This window comes from Arcticibacter tournemirensis, assembly GCF_006716645.1.
Classification (GTDB): Bacteria; Bacteroidota; Bacteroidia; order Sphingobacteriales; family Sphingobacteriaceae; genus Arcticibacter; species Arcticibacter tournemirensis.
Map to the genome: position 1 here is coordinate 3,061,135 of NZ_VFPL01000001.1, position 19,646 is coordinate 3,080,780.

Below are 19,646 nucleotides of genomic sequence, written 5' to 3' on the forward strand. Positions count from 1 at the left end.
TAAAAATGATGTTGTGGTAATGTTATCAGAGGTATGATTGTAAAACTCCGCTTCTGGATGACCGTCTGATATTCTGAAGCGCTTTATCTTTTAGCTGCCGCACCCGCTCTCTTGTAAGGCTAAGCTTCTCGGCAATTTCCTCAAGCGTATGCGGGGCGTTGTTTTGCAAACCATAGAATAGGATCAGGACTCCCTGGTCTCTGGGGTTGAGCTTTGCCAGAGAACGGTTGATCTCTATGGAAAGCGAGTCCTGAATAAGCTTGCTATCGGTACCCGGATCGCCGCTTTCCATCACGTCGAGAAGTGTTCCTTCTTCACCCGCTACAAACGGAGCGTCCATTGAAAGCTGGCGCCCTGAATTGCTCAGGGAATCAGCAATCTTATCGGTAGTAGTCTCCAGGCTCTCTGCCAATTCTGAGGGACTGGGTTCACGTTCGAACTCCTGTTCAAGTCTCGACTGCTCACGTCTGATCCTTACGAGATTCCCAATCTGGTTTCCCGGAAGGCGTACGGCTCTCGACTGTGTCGAAATAGCCGAGATAATACTCTGACGGATCCACCATACGGCGTACGATATGAATTTAAAGCCTTTGGTCTCGTCAAAGCGCTTAGCGGCCTTTATGAGTCCAACGTTCCCTTCGTTAATCAGGTCGCCCAGTACAAGCCCCTGGTTTTGATATTGTTTTGCAACGGATACCACAAACCTGAGGTTTGCCTTTGTCAACCGCTCCAGGGCGGCATGGTCGCCTTCGCGAATCTTTTGTGCAAGGACAACTTCTTCCTGTGCTGTAACTAAATCTACTTTGCCAATTTCTGTTAAATATTTATCCAGAGATTGGGTTTCACGATTTGTGATGGATTGGGATATCTTAAGTTGTCTCATTTTATACGGAATAGTATTCCTTTTAAATATTGTAAGGCTGATCAGTCCTAAACTTTTCTCAGTTTTATGATCCCGCTCCAGTGAAGAAATTTCAGAACGGGGTAAACAGGATCAAACTCAAACCAGCGCTGTGCAAAATTCGCACTGTTGGGATGCCTGTGATGATTGTTCTGGAATAACTCTCCGAGCATCAGGAAATCAAACGGTGTAGTGTTTTTCGAATGATCATTGTTGTTGAAGTTTGCATAACCATATTTGTGTCCGCACCAGTTTACAATAGCGCCATGAATAGGGCCCATCAGAAAATGGATGGGCAGAAGCAGAAACATCCAGAATGAGCTCGCAAAAGCGATATAAAAACAAGTGTAAGCGGCGCCAAAAATCAGGCGCGAAGCTATGCTCGAGCCTATGCGATCTACAATATTCCACTGCGGATAGCTTCCTCCGATATTACGTGTGGGGTCTTCAGCCCTTTTTACATGGTCTCTGAAAGTTAAGACGGTTGCCCACATCATTTGAAAAACATCCTTGAAGAAATGCGGTGAATGCGGATCTTTATCCGTATCGCTAAACGCATGGTGATCCCTGTGCATGGTAGCATAGGCAGCCGGGTTAAGAAATGAAGCCCCCTGGAATATATAAGTCAGCAGGTAAAATGTCTTCTCCCAGAATTTGCTCATGCTAAAAACCTTGTGAGATGCATAGCGATGAAGGAAAAACGTTTGAAAGAACAGCGACAAAAACCAATGGCCTATGAAGAAAATCAGTATATACATAAATGTAATTTAAAGGTAGAATTAACGGGCATTCTGAGCATAAGCTCTTCTCTTGTTCCTGAAAGGCTTTTTAGCCGCGGGTTTTCCCCCCTTAACGTCTTTGCTAGTCGGCACCATAGCGCTGATATAGCTTTTAGCCGTGAAATACGGGTGGTCGTTTACAACGGGGATAGACTGTGAGGTAAGCTTGTTAATGTCTTTCAAATAGTCCTTTTCTTCAGGATCACAAAAAGAAAATGCATTGCCGCTTAGTCCTGCCCGGCCTGTTCGTCCGATGCGGTGAACATAGGTCTCCGGCTGATTGGGCAATTCAAAGTTGATAACGTATTGAAGTTCATCAATATCAATACCACGAGCCGCTATGTCTGTAGCAACTAGGATTCTGATCACGCCAGCTTTAAAGTTCGTCAGAGCCCTCTGCCTCGCATTCTGCGATTTGTTCCCGTGTATGGCTTCGGCAGCAATATTTGCCCGGTTAAGTGTCTTTACTAGTTTGTCAGCTCCGAATTTTGTCCTTGTAAATACAAGTACGCTTTTCATTTCCTTGTTTTGAAGAAGATGGATCAGCAGTGATGCTTTATCTTTTTTCTCTACAGGGTAGACAGTTTGGCTGATCTTCTCAGCTGTTGACGACACTGGAGTTACTTCAACTCTCACCGGATCTGTCAGAATAGTACTTGCCAACGAGGCTATCTCGGGAGGCATAGTAGCCGAGAAAAACAACGTTTGTCTTTTCGCCGGAAGTTTAGCAATGACTTTTTTAACGTCGTTAATAAAACCCATATCGAGCATCCTGTCGGCTTCATCCAAAACAAAAAGCTTGATATGCTGCAAGCTGATCACTTTCTGCGACATCAGGTCGAGTAACCTTCCGGGGGTAGCAATCAAAACATCCGTACCCGCTCTTAAACCACTTATCTGAGCCTGGGCCGATACCCCGCCAAAGATCACCATATGTTTAAGTCCGGCATGCTTTCCGTACGCCGTAAAACTGTCATTTATCTGTATAGCCAGCTCTCTTGTCGGTGTTAATATTAACGCTCCGATAGTTCTGCCGTTTGATTTCTTTTCTTCTTTAGGTTGTAGTAACTGTAAAATGGGAAGTGCAAATGCCGCTGTTTTTCCTGTGCCTGTTTGTGCACAGCCCAGCAAATCTCTTCCTTTTAAAATAACAGGAATCGACTGCTCCTGAATGGGCGTAGGATGCAAATATCCTTCAGCTTTCAGTGCTTTTAACAAAAAAGCACTAAGATTTAATTTTTCGAATGACAAATTATAATGTATTAAATTAGAAAATGTTAACTGCCCGGATGATATGATTACAAGGGAAGTTAATAATATGTCTCTCCTATTACGGGAGTCTTACAATAGGATAGGAGATTATCTCAACTAAACAAGTGTATTTGAACAAATGTAAGGTTTTTTTTGAATATTATGAATATTGTTTGTCAATGTCGGTGCGGGTTTGGGGTAACGCTTGAATTTAACGTTGACATTATGTATTTTTGGTTAATAACTTAGTGAAATGGAAGTTACAGTAATCAGGGACAGACTATTTGATTATATTCGTTATGCCGACGAAAAAAAGGTGAAAGCAATATATACAATGGTGGAGGAAGAAATAAATGAGCGTATCGACTTATGGGGAGATAAAAATCTCCTAAAGGAGATTGACATGCGTCTTGATGAGTATGAATCAGGAACTATTAAAACTTCAACCTGGGAAGAGGTAAAACAGAAAGCTAAACTGGCAAAGGAAGATTAATGAATTATACTATTCGGTTCCATCCTGCGGCTGAAAACGAATACATAAAAGCTTATCAATGGTACGAAGAGCACTTAGAAGGTCTGGGAGATCGTTTTAGTCAGGCTATTGAAATGAAGATTAAACTCATTTCCAAAAATCCAGAGCACTATCAAATTAAAAAACGCAATTGCAGAGAAAGTAAAGTAGACGTTTTTCCATACGTTATTGTATATAAAATTTATCAGAAAACGAACGATATTCTAATTGTAGCGATATTTTATACAAGCAGGAAGCCTGGAAGAAGATATCGCAAATAGGGTTTGACGTACTAAATATATCCAGAGACACAGTTTTATTGCTGTTCTTGCAACGCGTCGTAAATCTTTTAAACCTTTAATTCTTTGTTGTATTTGCTGCGGTATTCAACAGGCGACAATCCGGTGATCTTTTTGAATATTGTCCTGAACGCCTTGGGGTCGGTATATCCTGTTTTATACATCACCTCGTTCACATTTTTACGCATCGATTCAAGGTTGATTTTAGCGGCTTCAACCCTTACTCTCTGTAAATATTCTATGACGGTATTGGAGGTAGCATGCTTAAACCTCCGTTCCAGATGTCTGCGGCTCATGGCGAGCATCGAGGCTAAGTCATCCACAGTGATCCTGCCGGGATAGTTCTTTTCTATAAAGGCCTGCGCCTTTTTTATAACATCGTCTTCATGATCCTTTTGTCCCTTAAAAATGATAAAAGGCGACTGACTATTACGATCAATGTCTATTTCGAATATCTTGGACGAGAGAAGCGCCATTTCTCTTCCTGCGAACTTTTCGACGAGGTACAAAATAAGATTCAGTGAAGAATAAGCGCCGCCGCTTGTGTAGATTCCTCCTTCATCTGTAATGATCTTATAAGGCTGAAGGTTAACGTCAGGAAACATCGCTCTGAATTCGGCAGCCATTAACCAATGCGTGGTGCAGCTCTTTCCTCTCAATAAACCTGTGGAGGCAAGAATAAAAGCTCCTATACAAAGAGAAACAATTTCGGCTCCATTTTTATACTGTTTAATGATCCAGGGTATAAACGCTTCGTTTGCAGCGATAACTTTCTTTAAGTCGCCATGCACCGCTGGGATTACTACCAGATCTGTTTTTTCCACATCCTTGAACAACAACCCCGGCTTGATAGAAAACAGTCCGTTTGTAAGGGTGGTTTCCATACTCAGTCCCACCAGCTGCACTTTGAACAGTGGTTGTTTGCCTGCCTGTTCAAGGGCTTCGTTTACCTTTGAGAACATTTTGAATGTCGCTTCTATGTTGCTCAGGCTGGTCTCGCCCTCGGGAATGAGTAAAGAGATGTGTTTCATGTTATCAAAGCTAGATGGAAATGATGTCGCAATCAACACCCTGTTTTGTCCTTTTTACACCTCACCAGGCAGGGTTTCATTCTTCTGCAGCTCTAAATTTCTTCAATATTTTTTATGTTTACAAAAAAAACAACTTAGATATGAGAATCCAAAAATTGAATCTGCTGCCCGTTGTTGTCGCGGCGCTCGCAATGACACTGTTTTCATGTAAAACAAAAAAGGTGGCGACAAAGCCAAACCCGCCGGCAGAGGCAGTACAACAGGAAACGCCGGTTGAGACAGCGCCTGTAGAAGAGAAAAAGGAAGAACCGGCTCCGGCGCCAGAAAAACCGAATTTCAATTTCAAAAACATTCAGTTTGAATTTAATTCAGTTGTATTGAAGACAGAGGCTTATCAAATCCTGGAACAGGCAGCCCGGGAGATGAAAAAGGATCCGTCGGCCAGATTCATTCTGAATGGCCATTCCTCTGAAGAAGGCACTGCGCAGCATAACATGTCGCTGTCGGTTGACCGGGCTAATGCGGTAAAATCGTATTTAGTAAATTCAGGGATCGATGCAGCCAACTTAGCCATCAAAGGTTTTGGTGAAACTAAACCTATAGCTACCAATTCAAACGAACAGGGGAGAGCGTTGAATCGTCGTGTAGAAATAAAAGTAACACAGTAAGCGATAGATCATCACTACAAACGCCGGTACCTTTGTGCCGGTGTTTGTATTTATATTTACTTTATGAAACATATATCTATTCTAGTCCCCAGGGGAAATGTCGCTCTTTCCTGTATTGAAGGTTCATTTACTTTTTTCAATAAAGTGAACGACTTTTTAAGCGGGATGAAGAAACCAGCTTTGTTCGATGTTCAGCTGGTAGGGCTGAGTACGGAAGCGGAGGTATACCATAAACTGTTCAAAGTAACTCCCGATGTTGTTTTCAATGAAGTTAGGAAAACCGACCTGATCATTATACCTGCTGTAAACGGGGATATGAACAAGGTTATTGAGATGAACAAAGAGTTTCTGCCCTGGATGGTCAGACAGTATCATACAGGCGCTGAACTGGCGAGCCTTTGTGTTGGCGCTTTTTTACTGACCTCAACAGGCTTGCTTAACGGGAAAAAATGTGCGACTCATTGGGTAGCCGCAAACGAGTTTAGAAAGATGTTCCCGGAAGTTATTTTGGTGTCGGACAAGATCATTACAGATGAGCGGGGCATTTATTCGAGCGGAGGAGCCAATTCATTCCTCAACCTTATTCTGTACCTTATTGAGAAACATGCAGGTCGCGATATTTCCATATTATGCGCAAAGATGTTCGAGGTTGAGATTGAACGCGACAGCCAGTCGTCTTTTATAATCTTTGAAGGTCAGAAAGAACACGGTGATGAAGCTGTAAAAAAAGCACAGGAGTATATTGAGGGAAATTTCCATTCAAAGATTTCGGTAGATCAGCTGGCTGACATGTTCTCTGTAAGCCGCAGAAATCTCGAAAGAAGATTTAAAAAGGCAACATCGAACACTACAGCGGAGTATATGCAGCGCGTGAAGATTGAGGCCGCTAAATTACGCCTCGAATCGTCGCGGGATAATGTAAATGAAGTGATGTATAAAGTAGGATATACCGACACGAAGGCCTTCAGGAACACATTTAAGAGGATTACCGGTTTATCGCCGTTGGAGTATCGTAACAAATATAACCGCGGGGTTTCGGTATCTTAGCAAGGTTAAAACTATATAATTTGTAATCAAGGAAGAGTTGATTTATACTTATAACTGATTACGTATAACTTACAACTTACAACGTATAACTTAAAACGTGTATGGATCCTAATACGCCGCAGATCAGGACGGTTAACGTTACCCGCTATGTTACTCCATTAAGGGAGGGTGGTTCTTTGCCGGCAATAGCCGAAGCAGACGACGGGTTTCTGTATGTCCTGAAGTTCAGGGGGGCAGGGCAGGGTGTCAAGGCCCTTATTGCCGAACTGATTGGAGGGGAAATTGCCCGTTTAGCTGGTTTGAAGGTACCCGAAATAGTATTCGCTAACCTTGATGAGGCATTTGGCCGTACAGAACCCGATGAGGAGATTCAGGACTTGCTTAAGTTTAGTACCGGACTTAACCTGGCGCTCCACTACCTATCCGGGGCGATCACCTTTGATCCCGTTGTAAACAAGCCAGATGCCTTACTTGCCTCGAAAATTGTGTGGCTGGATTGTCTTTTAACCAACGTTGATCGTACAGCACGTAATACCAATATGCTGATGTGGCATAAGGAGCTATGGCTGATCGACCATGGAGCTTCTCTTTATTTTCATCATTCATGGGATAACTGGAAGGAGCAGGCAGTACGGCCGTTTGCTCAGATAAAGGATCATGTGTTATTACCGCTGGCGTCTGAACTTGATACGGCTGATGCTGAATTTCGTTCATTGCTTAGCGACGACCTGGTTCACACTATTGTGTCTTTAATTCCCGACGAGTGGCTGCTTGCAAATCATTCGGATGAACCTGCCGATGAAATAAGGGCAGTGTATGCCCGGTTTTTATGTGCCCGTATCGCCTCCTCCGGCATTTTTTTAAAAGAAGCTCAAGATGCAAGAAAGTTACTTATTTGAGTATGCTGTGATCCGGGTGGTACCCCGTATTGAACGCGAAGAATTTCTAAACGCCGGCGTTATCCTGTATTGTGCTAAAAAGAAGTTCTTAGAATGCATCTGTATGCTGGATGAAGAACGCCTTCTTGCTTTCCGGGGAGATACAGATATTGAAGAGGTCAAAGAGCATCTGCAGTCCCTCGGTTACATCTGCCAGGGAACCGCCGAAGGGGGACCTATCGCTAAACTCGATATGGCCTCACGCTTTCGCTGGCTCACTGCGACGCGCAGTACTGTTGTGCAGGCTTCAAAAGTACATCCCGGACTGTGTAAAGACCCCGCAGAAACCCTAGGACGGCTGTTCAATCAACTGGTGCTTTAGTGGTCAGCTATTTGCTATTGGCAGTTGGCTTTCAGCTTTTGGCTTTCAGCTTTTGGGGCTTTTGGCTTTCAGCTTTTGGATATTGGCAGTTGGCTTTCTGCAATCAGCTTTCAGCCTTCCGCTTAGTTGCTTTCATTTAGCGATATTGTTTATTTCTCACAACTCGCTACTCACAACTCGCAACTCACAACTCACATCTCACAACTCACAACTCGCAACTCACATCTCATCTCTCACATCTCAAACAAATCACGGTTTTATTACTTAATAGGAAATAACAAGTTGTTATAATTTAAATGAAAAAATTATGATTGATCCTGAAAACCTGCCATTTGATGACAAGGAAGGTGAAGATGCAGTAAATAACCTCAGGCAAAATGAAAATTCGGCCGAGGGAAGCGCGGATATGCCTGAGACTAATCCTTCCGACCTTGAGCGGCTTGACCAGGCCACGAAAGCCTCGGAGGCAGCTTTTACGTTAGAGCCTGAAAAGGGAATTCCTCCAGCTCCTGAGAACTACAATTCAGGTGATGAACAGGACGGACATAACGTTAAACACTAAATTCACTCCGGGCAAAGGTTTGAGCTTGTCAAGCCTTTGATTTTTAATTGAATTTCTTTGATGCTCAAACAATTAAATCCAAAAATTCTTTCATAGTAGATGTTGAGGATGCAGCGCTGGCCGACAATTGCAATCAAGGCAATTGCCATACTTACAGGATTGATCTTTTTGGTATATGTTTCAATCGCTGTTTATATTAATTTTAATAAAAAAGAACTTCTTACTGCAATCAATAAAGAGTTAAACAGCAGCCTGAATGGTTCGTTAGTGATAGGCAGTATGGAACCCTCTTTTCTGAAGGGCTTTCCTGGTATTTCCGTAAGTTTAAGAGACGTTTCATTACGCGACAGCCTCTGGAAGACACACCAGCATACTTTGCTTCAGGCAAAAGATCTGGATGTTTCTATCAATGCTATTGCGCTCATAACCGGCACAATCCGGATAAATAGAGTCGGTATCAATAACGCACGAATTTACCTGTTCACAGACAGCGCCGGGTATAGTAACACTTCTGTGTTCAAAAAGAACAATAAAGTGAAGAACAAGGAAACAGAAGGCGGCTCAACTGCAGAAATCCGGCGACTTAGCTTAAATAATGTTGCATTCATTCTCGATAACCGGCAGGGACACAAACTTTTCAGGCTGGCGATTAAAAGCGTGAAGGGGAAAATCGACCATACAGGTGACGGATGGAAGGCCGGCGTTAATCTGAATATCCTGATAAACGATCTGGCTTTTAATACAAGGAAAGGGAGTTTTCTGAAAGATAAATTAATGAATGGTTCATTTTCCTTAAGATATAACAATGAAACAGATGTTATAGATCTTGAAAAGAAGGAAGTTTCAATAGGAGAGGGCGACTTTCAGATCGGCGGGAAATTCGATATGTCAAAGAAACCGGTGGAATTTGTTATTACGCTTGACTCTGACGAGCTGGAGTGGAAAGACGCATCTTCTTTGCTGACGAAGAAAATCGCGGGAAAACTTAACAAATTCGATCTTACAGCTCCTATTGCTGTAAAAGCGGTCATTGCAGGAAATATGGTGCCAGGGTCGCAGCCATCAATAGACGTAAGCTGTAAAGTGAAGAACAATGTACTTACCTCTCCGGGAGGAATAGTCGATAAATGTAGCTTTACAGGAGTCTTTACAAACCACGCTCAAAAAGGAAAGGGAAACAACGATCCTAACTCCCTTATTAAGCTCTATCATTTCACAGGTGATTATGAGAAGATTTCCTTTACTATGGATTCGGTTCACATCAATGACCTCACTAATCCGGTTGCCACAGGTACATTCAGGTCGAAATTTCCTATCGTAAGGTTAAATCAGGTATTTGGCGAGGACCTTCTGAAGTTTAACGGCGGTGTCGCGGATGTTAACCTGGTTTATAAAGCGGATATGGTGGACCTTGAGCTAAGAAAACCCATTTTTAAAGGTACGATCAATATAGAGAATGCTGACATCGACTATCAACCCAGAAAACTGAATTTTAAAAACAGTTCTATTGGTCTGCGCTTCACAGAGAATGATCTCCTGATTAAAAATATACAGGTACAAAGCGGGTCGAGTATAGTAAAGATGGAGGGAAGCGTCAAAAATTTTATGAATCTTTATTATACCGCTCCGGAAAGGATCTTATTTAACTGGGAAATCAATAGTCCCCGGATCAATCTGGGTGAGTTTCTGGGATTTCTTGCGCTTCGTAAAAGGGTGAAGACTGTAAAGAAAAGGAACTCCGGCTTTATGGATCAGCTCAATGTAGTACTGGAAAAAAGCAATGTGGACATGCGAATGAGGATAGATAAAGTAATTTACGACAAATTTACAGCTACCGATGCAAACGCCAATCTTACACTTTCTGAATCAGGCATTAAAATGAAGGATATCAGTGTGCGGCATGCGGGTGGAACGTTAAGGCTGAATGGATCTGTTCTGCAAAAAGGTTCTTTGAATCATTTTAAAATAAATACAAAAATAGCTAACGTCAATATCAGGGACTTCTTTTATTCGTTTAACAATTTCGGTTTGCAGACCTTTACCCACAAAAATCTTAAAGGCTTTCTGTTTTCCAGGAACACTATTTCGGGGAGTGTGACTGATATGGGAAAGATTGTTCCCCGCTCCCTAAATGGAACCGTCATATTTGACATTCGAAAAGGGGCACTGATTGGATTCGAACCAATAATGGGGGTTGGTAAATTTGCGTTCCCGTTCAGGGATCTGGAAAATATAACGTTTTCAAATCTTAATGGTAAGTTTGATATCCGCGGCGAGAAGGTTACAATTAACCCGATGATGGTTAATTCAAGTGTGTTAAACATGAACGTCGCCGGGGTTTACTCCCTTGGCAAAGGGACAAATATCGCACTCGATGTGCCACTCAGAAATCCCAAAAAAGACGCAGATATTACAGATAAGAAGGAAATACAGGAGAGAAGAATGAAGGGAATTGTTTTACATATACTGGCTACCGACGGAGATGATGGAAAGATTAAGTTCAAATGGAATAAAAACCATAAATAAAATGAGTTGTATAGACCAGATGCTATCTGTTTTTTAGCTTTTTACTGCATTAATTCTATTTTTGTCTTTTATAATTCCTTGTCTTTTGAGCTCAAAAATACTCGGTCATATTTCTGAAAATTATCATCTCGCATTTGGGAGTGTAGTGCTCGCTTTGATCTTCATTATCAGTTTGAATCAGAGCTACCTGCTTTTTCATACAATTGTTGAACTGCTGTCTATTATTGTCGCTTTTGCTGTGTTTATCGTTACCTGGAACTCCAGGAGGATCCTCGACAATAACTATCTCTTCCTTGTAGGGATCTCCTATTTCTTCATTGGAACACTCGACTTGCTGCATACAATTACGTTTAATGGAATGCAGGTGATTAAAGGCGATGGTTTTTACGCCAACCAGTTTTGGGTAGCTACGCGCTTTCTTGAATCGGTAACCCTCCTTTTAGGGTTCTGGTTTCTGTCGTGGAGAAAAAAGCTTAACGCCGACCTTATCTTCCTGTTGTATTTTGCCATTACTGCAGTCATTATCCTAAGTATTTTATACTGGAAGGTGTTCCCGGTTTGTTTTGTAGCCGGTCAGGGACAAACTGATTTTAAGATTTATTCAGAGTATGCTATTATTTTTTTGCTGACAGTGTCCATCGGAATGCTGATCAAACGACGGAAGCATTTTTCCGACTCGGTTTATAAGTTCCTGTTTCTGTCTATTACTTTTACTATTATAAGTGAATTCTGTTTTACCCTTTATATATCGAATTACAGTTTGAGCAATGAGATGGGGCATTACGCAAAGCTTATTTCATTTTATCTTATTTACCGTGCGAACGTACAAACCGGATTCATGCAGCCAACAGACATTATCTTTAAGAATTTAAAAGATAGCGAAGAACAGTACCGTACGCTGACAGAGAATATACCCGAGGTAATTATGCGCTTTGACAGCAAGTTGAATTGTATCTATTCAAACGGTTCTGCTAAAAGGTTCTTTCCCGTAACACATACAAGAACAGGGCGGATTCGATATACCGACCTGGGTCTGCCGCCATCTGTTGAACAATTGCTCAGCGACGCGCTGGAAAATACCGACCGAACAGGAGAGTTACACGAGGTCGATTTCAACTTAAAAGCCAACGGTGAAGAATATTTTTTTTCGATGGAGGTAGTTCCGGAGTATTCCAATGAAACGGGCTTGAAAACATATCTGATGATATGCTTTGACATTACTACATTAAAGCATGCCGAGAAAGAATTGAGAGAGTTGAATGCTACCAAGGATAAGTTTTTTTCAATCATAGCACACGACCTTAAAAACCCATTCACTTCTTTGCTCGGTTTCAGCCAGTTGCTTTCAAAGAATGCATCAAAGTTGAGCAGTGACAGAATCCAGCAACTTGCAGAGAGAATGAATGAGTCGGCCCGGCAAACGTATAATCTTTTAGAAAATCTCCTAAGCTGGGCCCGAATTCAGACCGGCAATTTAAGTCCTGTTAAGCAGGTTATTGATGTGCCCGACCTCTTAACAGAAGCTATCCGTGTTTGCAGTCCGGGTGCCATGTCAAAGGGTATTGAAATAAACGCCGAATATGCCGGCAACGAAAGAATTATAGCCGACCGGCAGATGATTAATGCCGTACTTAGAAATATTATTATTAATGCCATTAAGTTTAGTTATCCTGGAGGTGAAATAATTCTTAATGCTGATTATAAGGATAATATGTACCAGTTTTCGGTTGCTGATGCAGGCGTGGGTATTGAAGAAGAACACGCAGGTAAAGTACTGACCATGGATAATAGCATATCAAGGACCGGTACTGCAAACGAAACCGGAACGGGACTGGGATTGATCCTTTGCAAGGAGTTTATAGAAATAAACGGTGGGCGTATTTGGTTCGAGAGCTCAGCGGGACAGGGTACAACTTTCTATTTTACGCTTCCGGTGGCTAACGAGTAGCTGAAGTGAGGGTCACTGTGCTGGCGTTTACATCAAGCAGATGGTGTACACCGCATCTGAGTGCGAAATTGTTTTTTTGATGTCCTACGGGGAAGTCAAAGCACACTGGATAGTTATATTCTTTTACCTTCTCAAGAACAATGTCGTATATCGTTTTTCCAAACTCTTCTCCCGGGTCGTCTGGCTTTATCTTAAAGCCTCCTATCAGCAGCCCTTTAAGGCCTGAAAGTTTTCCGTTGCGCTTCAGGTTCCAGAACATCCTGTCAATACTGTACAGGTATTCGCCGGTATCTTCTACAAATAAGATCTTGTTCCTGGTGTTTAAATCAGAGACGCTGCCTGCCAGATTTTCGATTGTCCTGAGGTTACCGCCCACTAATATGCCTTCCGCCTTTCCTGCTCTGTTAAACACTGTCGTCGGCGCAGTATAGGCCATCTGTTCCCCGGTAAGCGCCTGTTTAATCGACAAGATTGTTTCAATCTGTATAGGCTCGGCCTTCGTCCAGTCGGTGGGAAAGCTGTTACACATCTTGGAATGTATGGAAGCTATGTTATACCGCTGGTTTAAATGACAATGAAGTACCGTTATGTCGCTGAATCCGATAATCCATTTGGGATGATTGTAAAGACTGCTAAAATCCAGTTGGTCTACTATACACAGAGATCCATAGCCGCCCCTCGCGCACATGATAGCGCTGATTTCCTTGTCATCTATCATTTGCTGAAAGTCGAGCCTTCTTTCTTCGTCGGTTCCACCCATGCTAAAGTTTCGTAAGCCAATGGTCTTTCCTGGCTTTACCCGGAAGCCCCAGCTTTCCATGAGCTGTATTGCCGGCTGAATGTCTTCCGTCGAAATGTAACCGGCCGGACAGGTGATGCCGATGGTGTCACCCTCCTTAAGGTAGGGTGGCGTTTTGATTTTACGATGCTTTGGCGGAGCAGGCGCAGAGCCCCAGCTCTTAACCGACGATAAAACCAGTCCGGCAGGGAGTAGTGCCGACAAGAAGTGCTTACGGTTCATTGTGAACTTCCTCCGTCTTTACGTCTTTTCCGCTTCTCGTTAAAAACAGTAATAAAATGACTCCGCCAGTTACGCACATATCAGCCACATTAAAAATCCCGGTCCTCAAACTGCCAATGCCCACATTTAGAAAGTCGGTAACTCGGCTTTCAAACATAATGCGGTCGATAATATTACCCAAGCCTCCTGAAAAGATCAAAGAGAAAGCAAGCAGCTCTGCTATACCTAAGTCCTTTATCTTTAACAGCATGTATATGAACAGGCCGGTTAGCATAGCCAGGGGGATGACACTTAAAAGTATAAAGTTAAACGGCTGAGGGATGTCGGCACCCATGCCAAAAAATGCGCCGGTATTTTCGATGTAATGGAACCTGAATGTATCATGAAAATAGGAGGCAGGCGCCTGATACATTAAATGCTCTTTAGCAAGGTCTTTTGTAATCCGGTCGCAGCCAATAAAAATCAAAGAAGCTACACAAAATATAATAATCTTCAGTTCGCGTTTCATGAACATCCTTAAAATATAAAAACCGTTAATATAGACATATTCTCAAAAATAATAGGGGAACGCAGTTATTGATTTGTTTTTATTCTGCCCTCTACCGCATGAGGTAGCTGTTGGCTGAACTATCTTTTAACCTAGTCGGGGAATGAAGTGAGACTAAAGACCGGTCTCTTCCAGTTGCCAGTGATTGTCTTTCAATAAGAAATAGGCCTTGTGACTTATTTTCTTCTTGAAGTTCACAGGAATCAGCACCGAAAAAGGACTTATGTTTTTATAAACGGTTTGATACCGGGCAACCGCATTTTTGCCTTCGTTGAGCAATTCAATATCGCTTACTTCTGAAAGTTCCTCCTGTGCTATTTTTATCCTTCGGACACCGCGGGAACTATCCTGCGAAGTAATAGGTATGAGATAAGGATCGGCTTTTTCCGTGAAGGTGATCAGGGTGCTGCCTATGTCGCCAAGTGAGTGTGGTTCTTCAATAGCTATTAACCCGGCCCTTACTGGTTCTGAATTTATAAGTTTACTTACTTGATTGGGGTCGGCGGTGTTGATAGTATAAGCTATTAATTTGGGGTATTGCTGGCTTTGCGCGATCAGCTGAAATGCCTTTTGCTTATCTAATTTCTCTTCTGAACATGCTGTGATCAGGAGAACAGAAAATGCGAGAAAGATCAGTTTTTTCATAGCTGTGCATCAATCATACAAACATAGTCAACGGCGGTTATATTGTCAAATGGAAAGGGTGTTGTTATCCCCTGATCTTACCCTGAGTATCAATATTGCCCTACTTCTGCTAATGAATCCCTACTGTGAGTCTACCTTTTGGGCAAAAAGGTAGACTCACTATACGCTGAGCCACCCTGGTGTGAAGAAATACAGATAGCCAGGGGATACGCGGTAGCAGACCACTCCCGGAGTGGAGAGGCTCCTGCCTATGGCCTTGCCTGGACTGTCAGAACAGCTCAAATCAAAGGAAATCAGCCGTTTAGTTTAAACTGATTATAAATTACAAATACCTGTTTCATCTTTTTGCAGTTCTTATCAACTTTACTGATACATCAGCTAAAGCCGCCGACCTCCGCATCGTGTTACCGTCCTAACCCTGCCCTGTGCCAGCTGCTGATGGCTGAAGCAATTTAAAAAGGAGGAAAATATATGGCAGTAATCGATAGTAAAGGAGGCATCCACGGCACAGCAGGCTCCGTGGTATACCGCAGCTACCGGGGGATGAACATCGTTCAGGGCCGTCCCCGGCGTTTCAAGCAAACCCAGGCCAGCCAGGAGGCTGCCGGAGAGTTCGGACTGATCAGTCAGGCATCCAAAATTCTCAGGGAAGCCTTCCGGCCCTTTTATCATCACTTTTACGATGGAGGGATGGTCAACCGCATGACGGCAGCGGTCTCGCGCAGCATCCGGGGCAGTCGCAGCCGGGAGCGTGGTGACCGCGACCTGCACGACGGGGAGCTCTCCTTCCTGGAGGGACTGGAGTTCAATGAAGACAGCAAGTTCTCGCAGGCCCTGCAGATCAAACCGCAGGTAAAGCGCAATGAGAAGGGACAAGTAAGCATCAGCCTGCCGGAGATCGATCCCCGCAGGGACTTTGTCACCCCCTTTAAGGGACATTACCGGGTTACCGGTTACCGGCTCAGCTTTGTACTGGCAGGTTTTAACTTCAGGGAAGAGTTCTATGAGTATATCGGGGAGAAGAAGATCAGCATGGGCCCCGGCACCCCGACTAAAGCTCAGGAGCTGGTATTCGAACAGGAAGTGCCCAAAGGCTGTTTGCTGCTGGTGCTGGGCATGCTGGAATGTACCGATACCAATGTGTACAAAAACGAACAGGAGCCACTCAACAGTAAGGATTTTAACCCGGTAAGCCTGATCGGGGCCTTCCATTCGGAAGATGAAGCCCAGGAAGGATATGGGGAGAGCAGGATCATCCAGCATTACGAAGAGGCAGAAGCAACCGGTATCCCTACCCGTACCCAGATGATGACAGGTTACCGGGGGAACGACGTTCTTGCCAGCAGACGTGCCTGGAGAGCGACGCAGATTAGCAAGGGGGAGCCGGTCATGCGGGAAAAGAGTCCGGGCCAGTCGGATCAGGAGCGACGGCGTCTGCAGCAGGAGATGGAGCAAAGGGTAAGGGAGAAACTGGAACAGATGAGGCAGCAGGCGGCCATAGCTAAAGAAACGGCCATTGATACCAGCAAACTCATGGGGAAAAGGGTGAAGTTTTAGGCAAGGGTGATAACCGCCCATAATGCGGTCGCCGATATAAGTAACCATAACAACAGACCTTCCAGAAGCGGTTTTACGCCTACTGATTTGATTGTACTGAAGGAGAGTCCTGTTCCGATCAGAAACAAAGTAAGGGTTAGTCCGGCTTTGGCGATACCGACGAGATATGGTGTTGCGGGCCTTATAAAAGGTACATAGGTATTGACAAGCATGGCAGCGATGAATAGTCCGATGAAGTAAGGGATCTTTATTTTAGCATCCCGGTCTTTAAACAGGTAAGCAGTTGCAAATGCTACAGGAATGATCCACAATGCGCGGGTAAGTTTCACAGTGGTGGCTACTTCTAAGGCAGCAGTGCCGTATTTACATGCTGCACCAACCACTGAGCTGGTGTCGTGAATAGCAATAGCACACCATAATCCGAATTGGTTCTGCGTGAGATGGAAGAAATGTCCGATTGCGGGAAAGGCAAAAAGGGCAATTGAGTTTAAGATAAAGATGGTACCCAGGGCTATAGATATTTGTTTTTCACCGGCTTTTACAACTGGTGAAAGTGCTGCGATGGCGCTGCCGCCACAGATTGCTGTACCGGCAGATATCAGAAAAGACGTCTTCTTTTCGATTTTCATCAACCTTCCAAGTAGCGCTCCGGATGCAAGTACCGAGACGATTGAAACAACAGTGAACATCAGGCCTTCCTCACCGGCCCTCATTGCGCTGAATATATTCATGCCAAAACCTAACCCCACAACCGAGATCTTTAACAGAAGGTTGGTAACCTGGTGATTGAGATGAAGGAAAGGGTGTTCAATGGTTTGTGCAAGGATTAAGCCAAGTAATAGCGCCAACGGAGGAGACATGAAAGGCATCAGGCAGATTGCGGCTGCAAAAATAAAAATAGCTTTTCTAACGGTCGGACTTAGTTTAAAAGGTGTGAAATTATATGATCCCATTATGATTATGCTGTGTTACGGCACAAATATGGGCTTCAACAGAGGCTGGGCAAAATTGCGATTCTTAATCTCCTATTACTTGAGGTTATGGGCGTGCCGGGCGTAGCGGATAAACATTTCGGATAATCCATCGGCTTTTCCCTGTAAATGAATGAGGTAGAAGAAGCGGCTAATGTCGGTTCCTGCAACATCTATAATCCTGATATCTCCTGTATTAAGCTCTTTTGATACAGCATATACCGACATGAAGGCGATACAATCAGAGTTGAGCAAATACGATTTTATAGCTTCGGTGGTTCCGAGCTGCATTTGGATGTCAAGGTCGTCGAGCTTTATGCCAATAGTTTGTAGTGCATGTTCGATAACTTCAAGTGTTCCAGAGCCCCTTTCCCGTATGATAAAAGGATAGTCTTTTAGCTGATTGATGCTTATTTCCCCCTGTCGGGTGAGGGCGTGATCTTTGCGGCAAACCAGAACGATTTCGTCTTTGATGAATTCGGAATAGCTGATCTGCTGGTTTTTTGTTTCGCCTTCTATTAATCCGAGATCGATCTTCTTATGGATAAGAGCGTTCTCTATTGTTTCGGTATTGCCATTAGTGAGTGTTATTTTTATATCGGGAAATTTCTGATGGAAACCTGCAAGAAGTGGGGGAATAACATATTGCGAAATGGTTGTACTTGCTCCTATGCGCAATATGCCGGTCTGGCGGTTGACAAGGGCATTCATTTCAAATTCGATTTTCCTGTATACGTCAAACAGCTCTTCGCAGTGATTAAAGAGCACTTCTCCGGCTTTGGTTACTTTAATCCTGTTACCGTTACGCTCAAAAAGGCGCACTTTGTATTGCTCTTCCAGCTCTCTGATATGTTTGGTTACGGCGGGCTGGGTAATAAACAGCTCGTGTGCAGCTTTGGTAAAGCTTAATCTCCGGGCGACGGTATGAAAAACTTCGAGACGAAAATCGGCCATTTGCATAGGTACAAATTTTTCCGCAACAGAGCAATTCAGCTTCTAGGATGGTATTGTATGATGACGTCGCGAAGATAGTCGCGGTCGAGGTGGGTATATATTTCGGTGGTAGTAATACTCTCGTGCCCCAGCATTTCCTGCACTGCCCTCAGATCGGCGCCTCCCTCGATCAGATGTGTCGCGAAAGAATGACGGAAGGTATGGGGACTGATCTTCTTATTTAAACCGATCTTTTTAGCGAGGTCTTTAATGATCATAAAAATCATTACCCTGCTTAAAGGACCGCCAAAGCGATTTAAGAAAACGAAATCTTCTTTGCAGGGCTTTAGTGGACTGTGGACGCGGATTTCCTCGAGATAGATTTTAAGATATTTTATTGCTTCCGAGCCGATAGGTACCAGCCGCTCTTTATCGCCTTTACCCGTTACTTTAATGAATTCTATATCAAGGAACAGGTTGGAGATCTTAAGGTTCGTTAATTCAGATACTCTTAATCCGCATCCATAAAGCACCTCGATAATGGTTTTATTGCGCATTCCGTCGGGTTTGGAAAGGTCAATGGCGGCGATCAGATTCTGAATATCGTAGATACTCAGTGTGTCGGGAAGCTTCCGTGTCATTCGCGGGCTTTCTATAAGGACAGCTGGATCATCCAATCTTAGCTCGTCAAATAGCAGGAATTTAAAGAAACCCTTAATTCCCGATAATACCCGTGCCTGGGTACTTGCAGGCATGCCAAGTTCGTTAATCCACTTCAGGAATTTTTTCAGGTCTTCGGTACTGATTTCTGCAGGAGTTTTGTTATTCACGGCCAGGGCATACTGCTGAAGCTTCTCAACATCCCTGATATAGGCCTCTACTGTATTGCCCGATAGAGCACGTTCCAGCCGGAGGAAAGATGAAAACCCTTTTATTGCAGAATCCCAGTTCATTAAAGTTGTAAGTAGTGAGTTATAAGTAGTAAATTTTATGTTTTAAGTAGTAGGTTGTAAGTAGTAAGTTGCGGGTTGTAAGTAGCAGGTTATAAGTAATAAGTCAAACATTATAAAATCGTAGAGATGCTTTATTTTCAAAAACATTATAAATCATTCTTCTTAACGTTACATTAAGCATAACTTTCGACGTACAACTTATAACCTTACAACTTAATACTTATAACTTACTACTT

Annotated in this window: 20 protein-coding genes; 10 read left to right on the forward strand and 10 right to left on the reverse strand. The window is 43.3% G+C overall.

Translation table 11 applies throughout. From position 1 onward, the window contains the following. Positions 1-25: 25 nt before the first annotated feature. The 3 genes from BDE36_RS12890 to BDE36_RS12900 are packed head-to-tail and all read right to left on the reverse strand — an operon-like array spanning position 26 to position 2,931. Entirely contained in the window at positions 26-883 is an 858-nt protein-coding gene (locus BDE36_RS12890) for a sigma-70 family RNA polymerase sigma factor (RefSeq protein WP_141815204.1), read from the reverse strand. 47 nt (positions 884-930) lie between these two features. Further along, positions 931-1,659, reverse strand: a complete 729-nt coding sequence (locus BDE36_RS12895) for an acyl-CoA desaturase (RefSeq protein WP_141815205.1) — start codon at positions 1,657-1,659, stop codon at positions 931-933. 21 nt (positions 1,660-1,680) lie between these two features. Further along, the gene (locus BDE36_RS12900; protein WP_141815206.1) at positions 1,681-2,931 is read right to left on the reverse strand and encodes a DEAD/DEAH box helicase; all 1,251 of its coding nucleotides are present in this window, start codon (positions 2,929-2,931) and stop codon (positions 1,681-1,683) included. Positions 2,932-3,184: 253 nt separating this feature from the next. Here BDE36_RS12900 and BDE36_RS12905 point away from each other — a divergent pair, with 253 nt between their 5' ends. Continuing rightward, the gene (locus tag BDE36_RS12905; RefSeq protein WP_141815207.1) at positions 3,185-3,424 is read left to right on the forward strand and encodes an addiction module protein; all 240 of its coding nucleotides are present in this window, start codon (positions 3,185-3,187) and stop codon (positions 3,422-3,424) included. Next, a complete protein-coding gene (locus BDE36_RS12910; RefSeq protein ID WP_141815208.1) occupies positions 3,424-3,723 on the forward strand; it encodes a type II toxin-antitoxin system RelE/ParE family toxin in 300 nt (99 codons plus the stop codon). The genes BDE36_RS12905 and BDE36_RS12910 overlap by 1 nt, the downstream gene beginning before the upstream one ends. Positions 3,724-3,791: 68 nt before the next feature. On the opposite strand, the gene BDE36_RS12915 is transcribed toward BDE36_RS12910, so the two are convergent. Next, positions 3,792-4,772, reverse strand: coding sequence for a GlxA family transcriptional regulator (locus tag BDE36_RS12915; protein WP_141815209.1), 981 nt, complete (start codon positions 4,770-4,772; stop codon positions 3,792-3,794). A gap of 140 nt (positions 4,773-4,912) precedes the next feature. Between BDE36_RS12915 and BDE36_RS12920 the strand changes: the two genes are divergently transcribed. From BDE36_RS12920 to BDE36_RS12950, 7 genes are all read left to right on the forward strand, one after another. Further along, positions 4,913-5,440: an OmpA family protein gene (locus BDE36_RS12920; protein WP_141815210.1), complete on the forward strand. Its 528-nt coding sequence runs from the start codon at positions 4,913-4,915 to the stop codon at positions 5,438-5,440. A 63-nt stretch (positions 5,441-5,503) separates the two neighbouring features. Continuing rightward, positions 5,504-6,487 carry a GlxA family transcriptional regulator gene (locus tag BDE36_RS12925; RefSeq protein WP_141815211.1) on the forward strand — a complete coding sequence of 328 codons (984 nt, stop codon included), beginning with the start codon at positions 5,504-5,506 and terminating at the stop codon, positions 6,485-6,487. 101 nt (positions 6,488-6,588) lie between these two features. Then, the gene (locus BDE36_RS12930; protein WP_141815212.1) at positions 6,589-7,386 is read left to right on the forward strand and encodes a HipA family kinase; all 798 of its coding nucleotides are present in this window, start codon (positions 6,589-6,591) and stop codon (positions 7,384-7,386) included. Beyond that, a complete protein-coding gene (locus BDE36_RS12935) occupies positions 7,364-7,747 on the forward strand; it encodes a DUF3037 domain-containing protein (protein ID WP_141815213.1) in 384 nt (127 codons plus the stop codon). Before BDE36_RS12930 ends, BDE36_RS12935 begins: the two co-directional genes overlap by 23 nt. 307 nt (positions 7,748-8,054) lie before the next feature. Next, positions 8,055-8,309, forward strand: a complete 255-nt coding sequence (locus BDE36_RS12940; protein ID WP_141815214.1) for a hypothetical protein — start codon at positions 8,055-8,057, stop codon at positions 8,307-8,309. A gap of 99 nt (positions 8,310-8,408) precedes the next feature. After that, complete coding sequence (locus BDE36_RS12945; protein ID WP_235904287.1) at positions 8,409-10,835, forward strand: AsmA family protein; 2,427 nt, start codon at positions 8,409-8,411, stop codon at positions 10,833-10,835. Positions 10,836-10,920: 85 nt separating this feature from the next. After that, positions 10,921-12,783: a sensor histidine kinase gene (locus BDE36_RS12950; RefSeq protein WP_141815215.1), complete on the forward strand. Its 1,863-nt coding sequence runs from the start codon at positions 10,921-10,923 to the stop codon at positions 12,781-12,783. On the opposite strand, the gene BDE36_RS12955 is transcribed toward BDE36_RS12950, so the two are convergent. The 3 genes from BDE36_RS12955 to BDE36_RS12965 all read right to left on the reverse strand — a co-directional run bounded on the left by BDE36_RS12955 (position 12,773) and on the right by BDE36_RS12965 (position 14,996). Further along, positions 12,773-13,804, reverse strand: coding sequence for a S66 peptidase family protein (locus tag BDE36_RS12955; RefSeq protein ID WP_141815216.1), 1,032 nt, complete (start codon positions 13,802-13,804; stop codon positions 12,773-12,775). The genes BDE36_RS12950 and BDE36_RS12955 overlap by 11 nt on opposite strands. Continuing rightward, positions 13,794-14,312 (reverse strand): signal peptidase II, encoded by a 519-nt coding sequence (gene lspA, locus BDE36_RS12960; protein ID WP_161987624.1) that lies wholly within the window; start codon positions 14,310-14,312, stop codon positions 13,794-13,796. Before lspA ends, BDE36_RS12955 begins: the two co-directional genes overlap by 11 nt. Before the next feature lie 153 nt (positions 14,313-14,465). Beyond that, positions 14,466-14,996 (reverse strand): membrane lipoprotein lipid attachment site-containing protein, encoded by a 531-nt coding sequence (locus BDE36_RS12965; RefSeq protein WP_141815218.1) that lies wholly within the window; start codon positions 14,994-14,996, stop codon positions 14,466-14,468. Between the two features lie 471 nt (positions 14,997-15,467). On the opposite strand from BDE36_RS12965, the gene BDE36_RS12970 reads away from it, so the two are divergent. Continuing rightward, complete coding sequence (locus tag BDE36_RS12970; RefSeq protein ID WP_141815219.1) at positions 15,468-16,553, forward strand: hypothetical protein; 1,086 nt, start codon at positions 15,468-15,470, stop codon at positions 16,551-16,553. Here BDE36_RS12970 and BDE36_RS12975 read toward each other — a convergent pair. The 3 genes from BDE36_RS12975 to xerD form a co-directional block, all read right to left on the reverse strand. Beyond that, entirely contained in the window at positions 16,550-17,506 is a 957-nt protein-coding gene (locus BDE36_RS12975; protein WP_141815220.1) for a YeiH family protein, read from the reverse strand. The genes BDE36_RS12970 and BDE36_RS12975 overlap by 4 nt on opposite strands. 75 nt (positions 17,507-17,581) lie before the next feature. Beyond that, positions 17,582-18,478 carry a selenium metabolism-associated LysR family transcriptional regulator gene (locus tag BDE36_RS12980; protein WP_141815221.1) on the reverse strand — a complete coding sequence of 299 codons (897 nt, stop codon included), beginning with the start codon at positions 18,476-18,478 and terminating at the stop codon, positions 17,582-17,584. Between the two features lie 35 nt (positions 18,479-18,513). Continuing rightward, positions 18,514-19,410: a site-specific tyrosine recombinase XerD gene (gene xerD, locus BDE36_RS12985; protein WP_141815222.1), complete on the reverse strand. Its 897-nt coding sequence runs from the start codon at positions 19,408-19,410 to the stop codon at positions 18,514-18,516. Between the last annotated feature and the right edge of the window lie 236 nt (positions 19,411-19,646).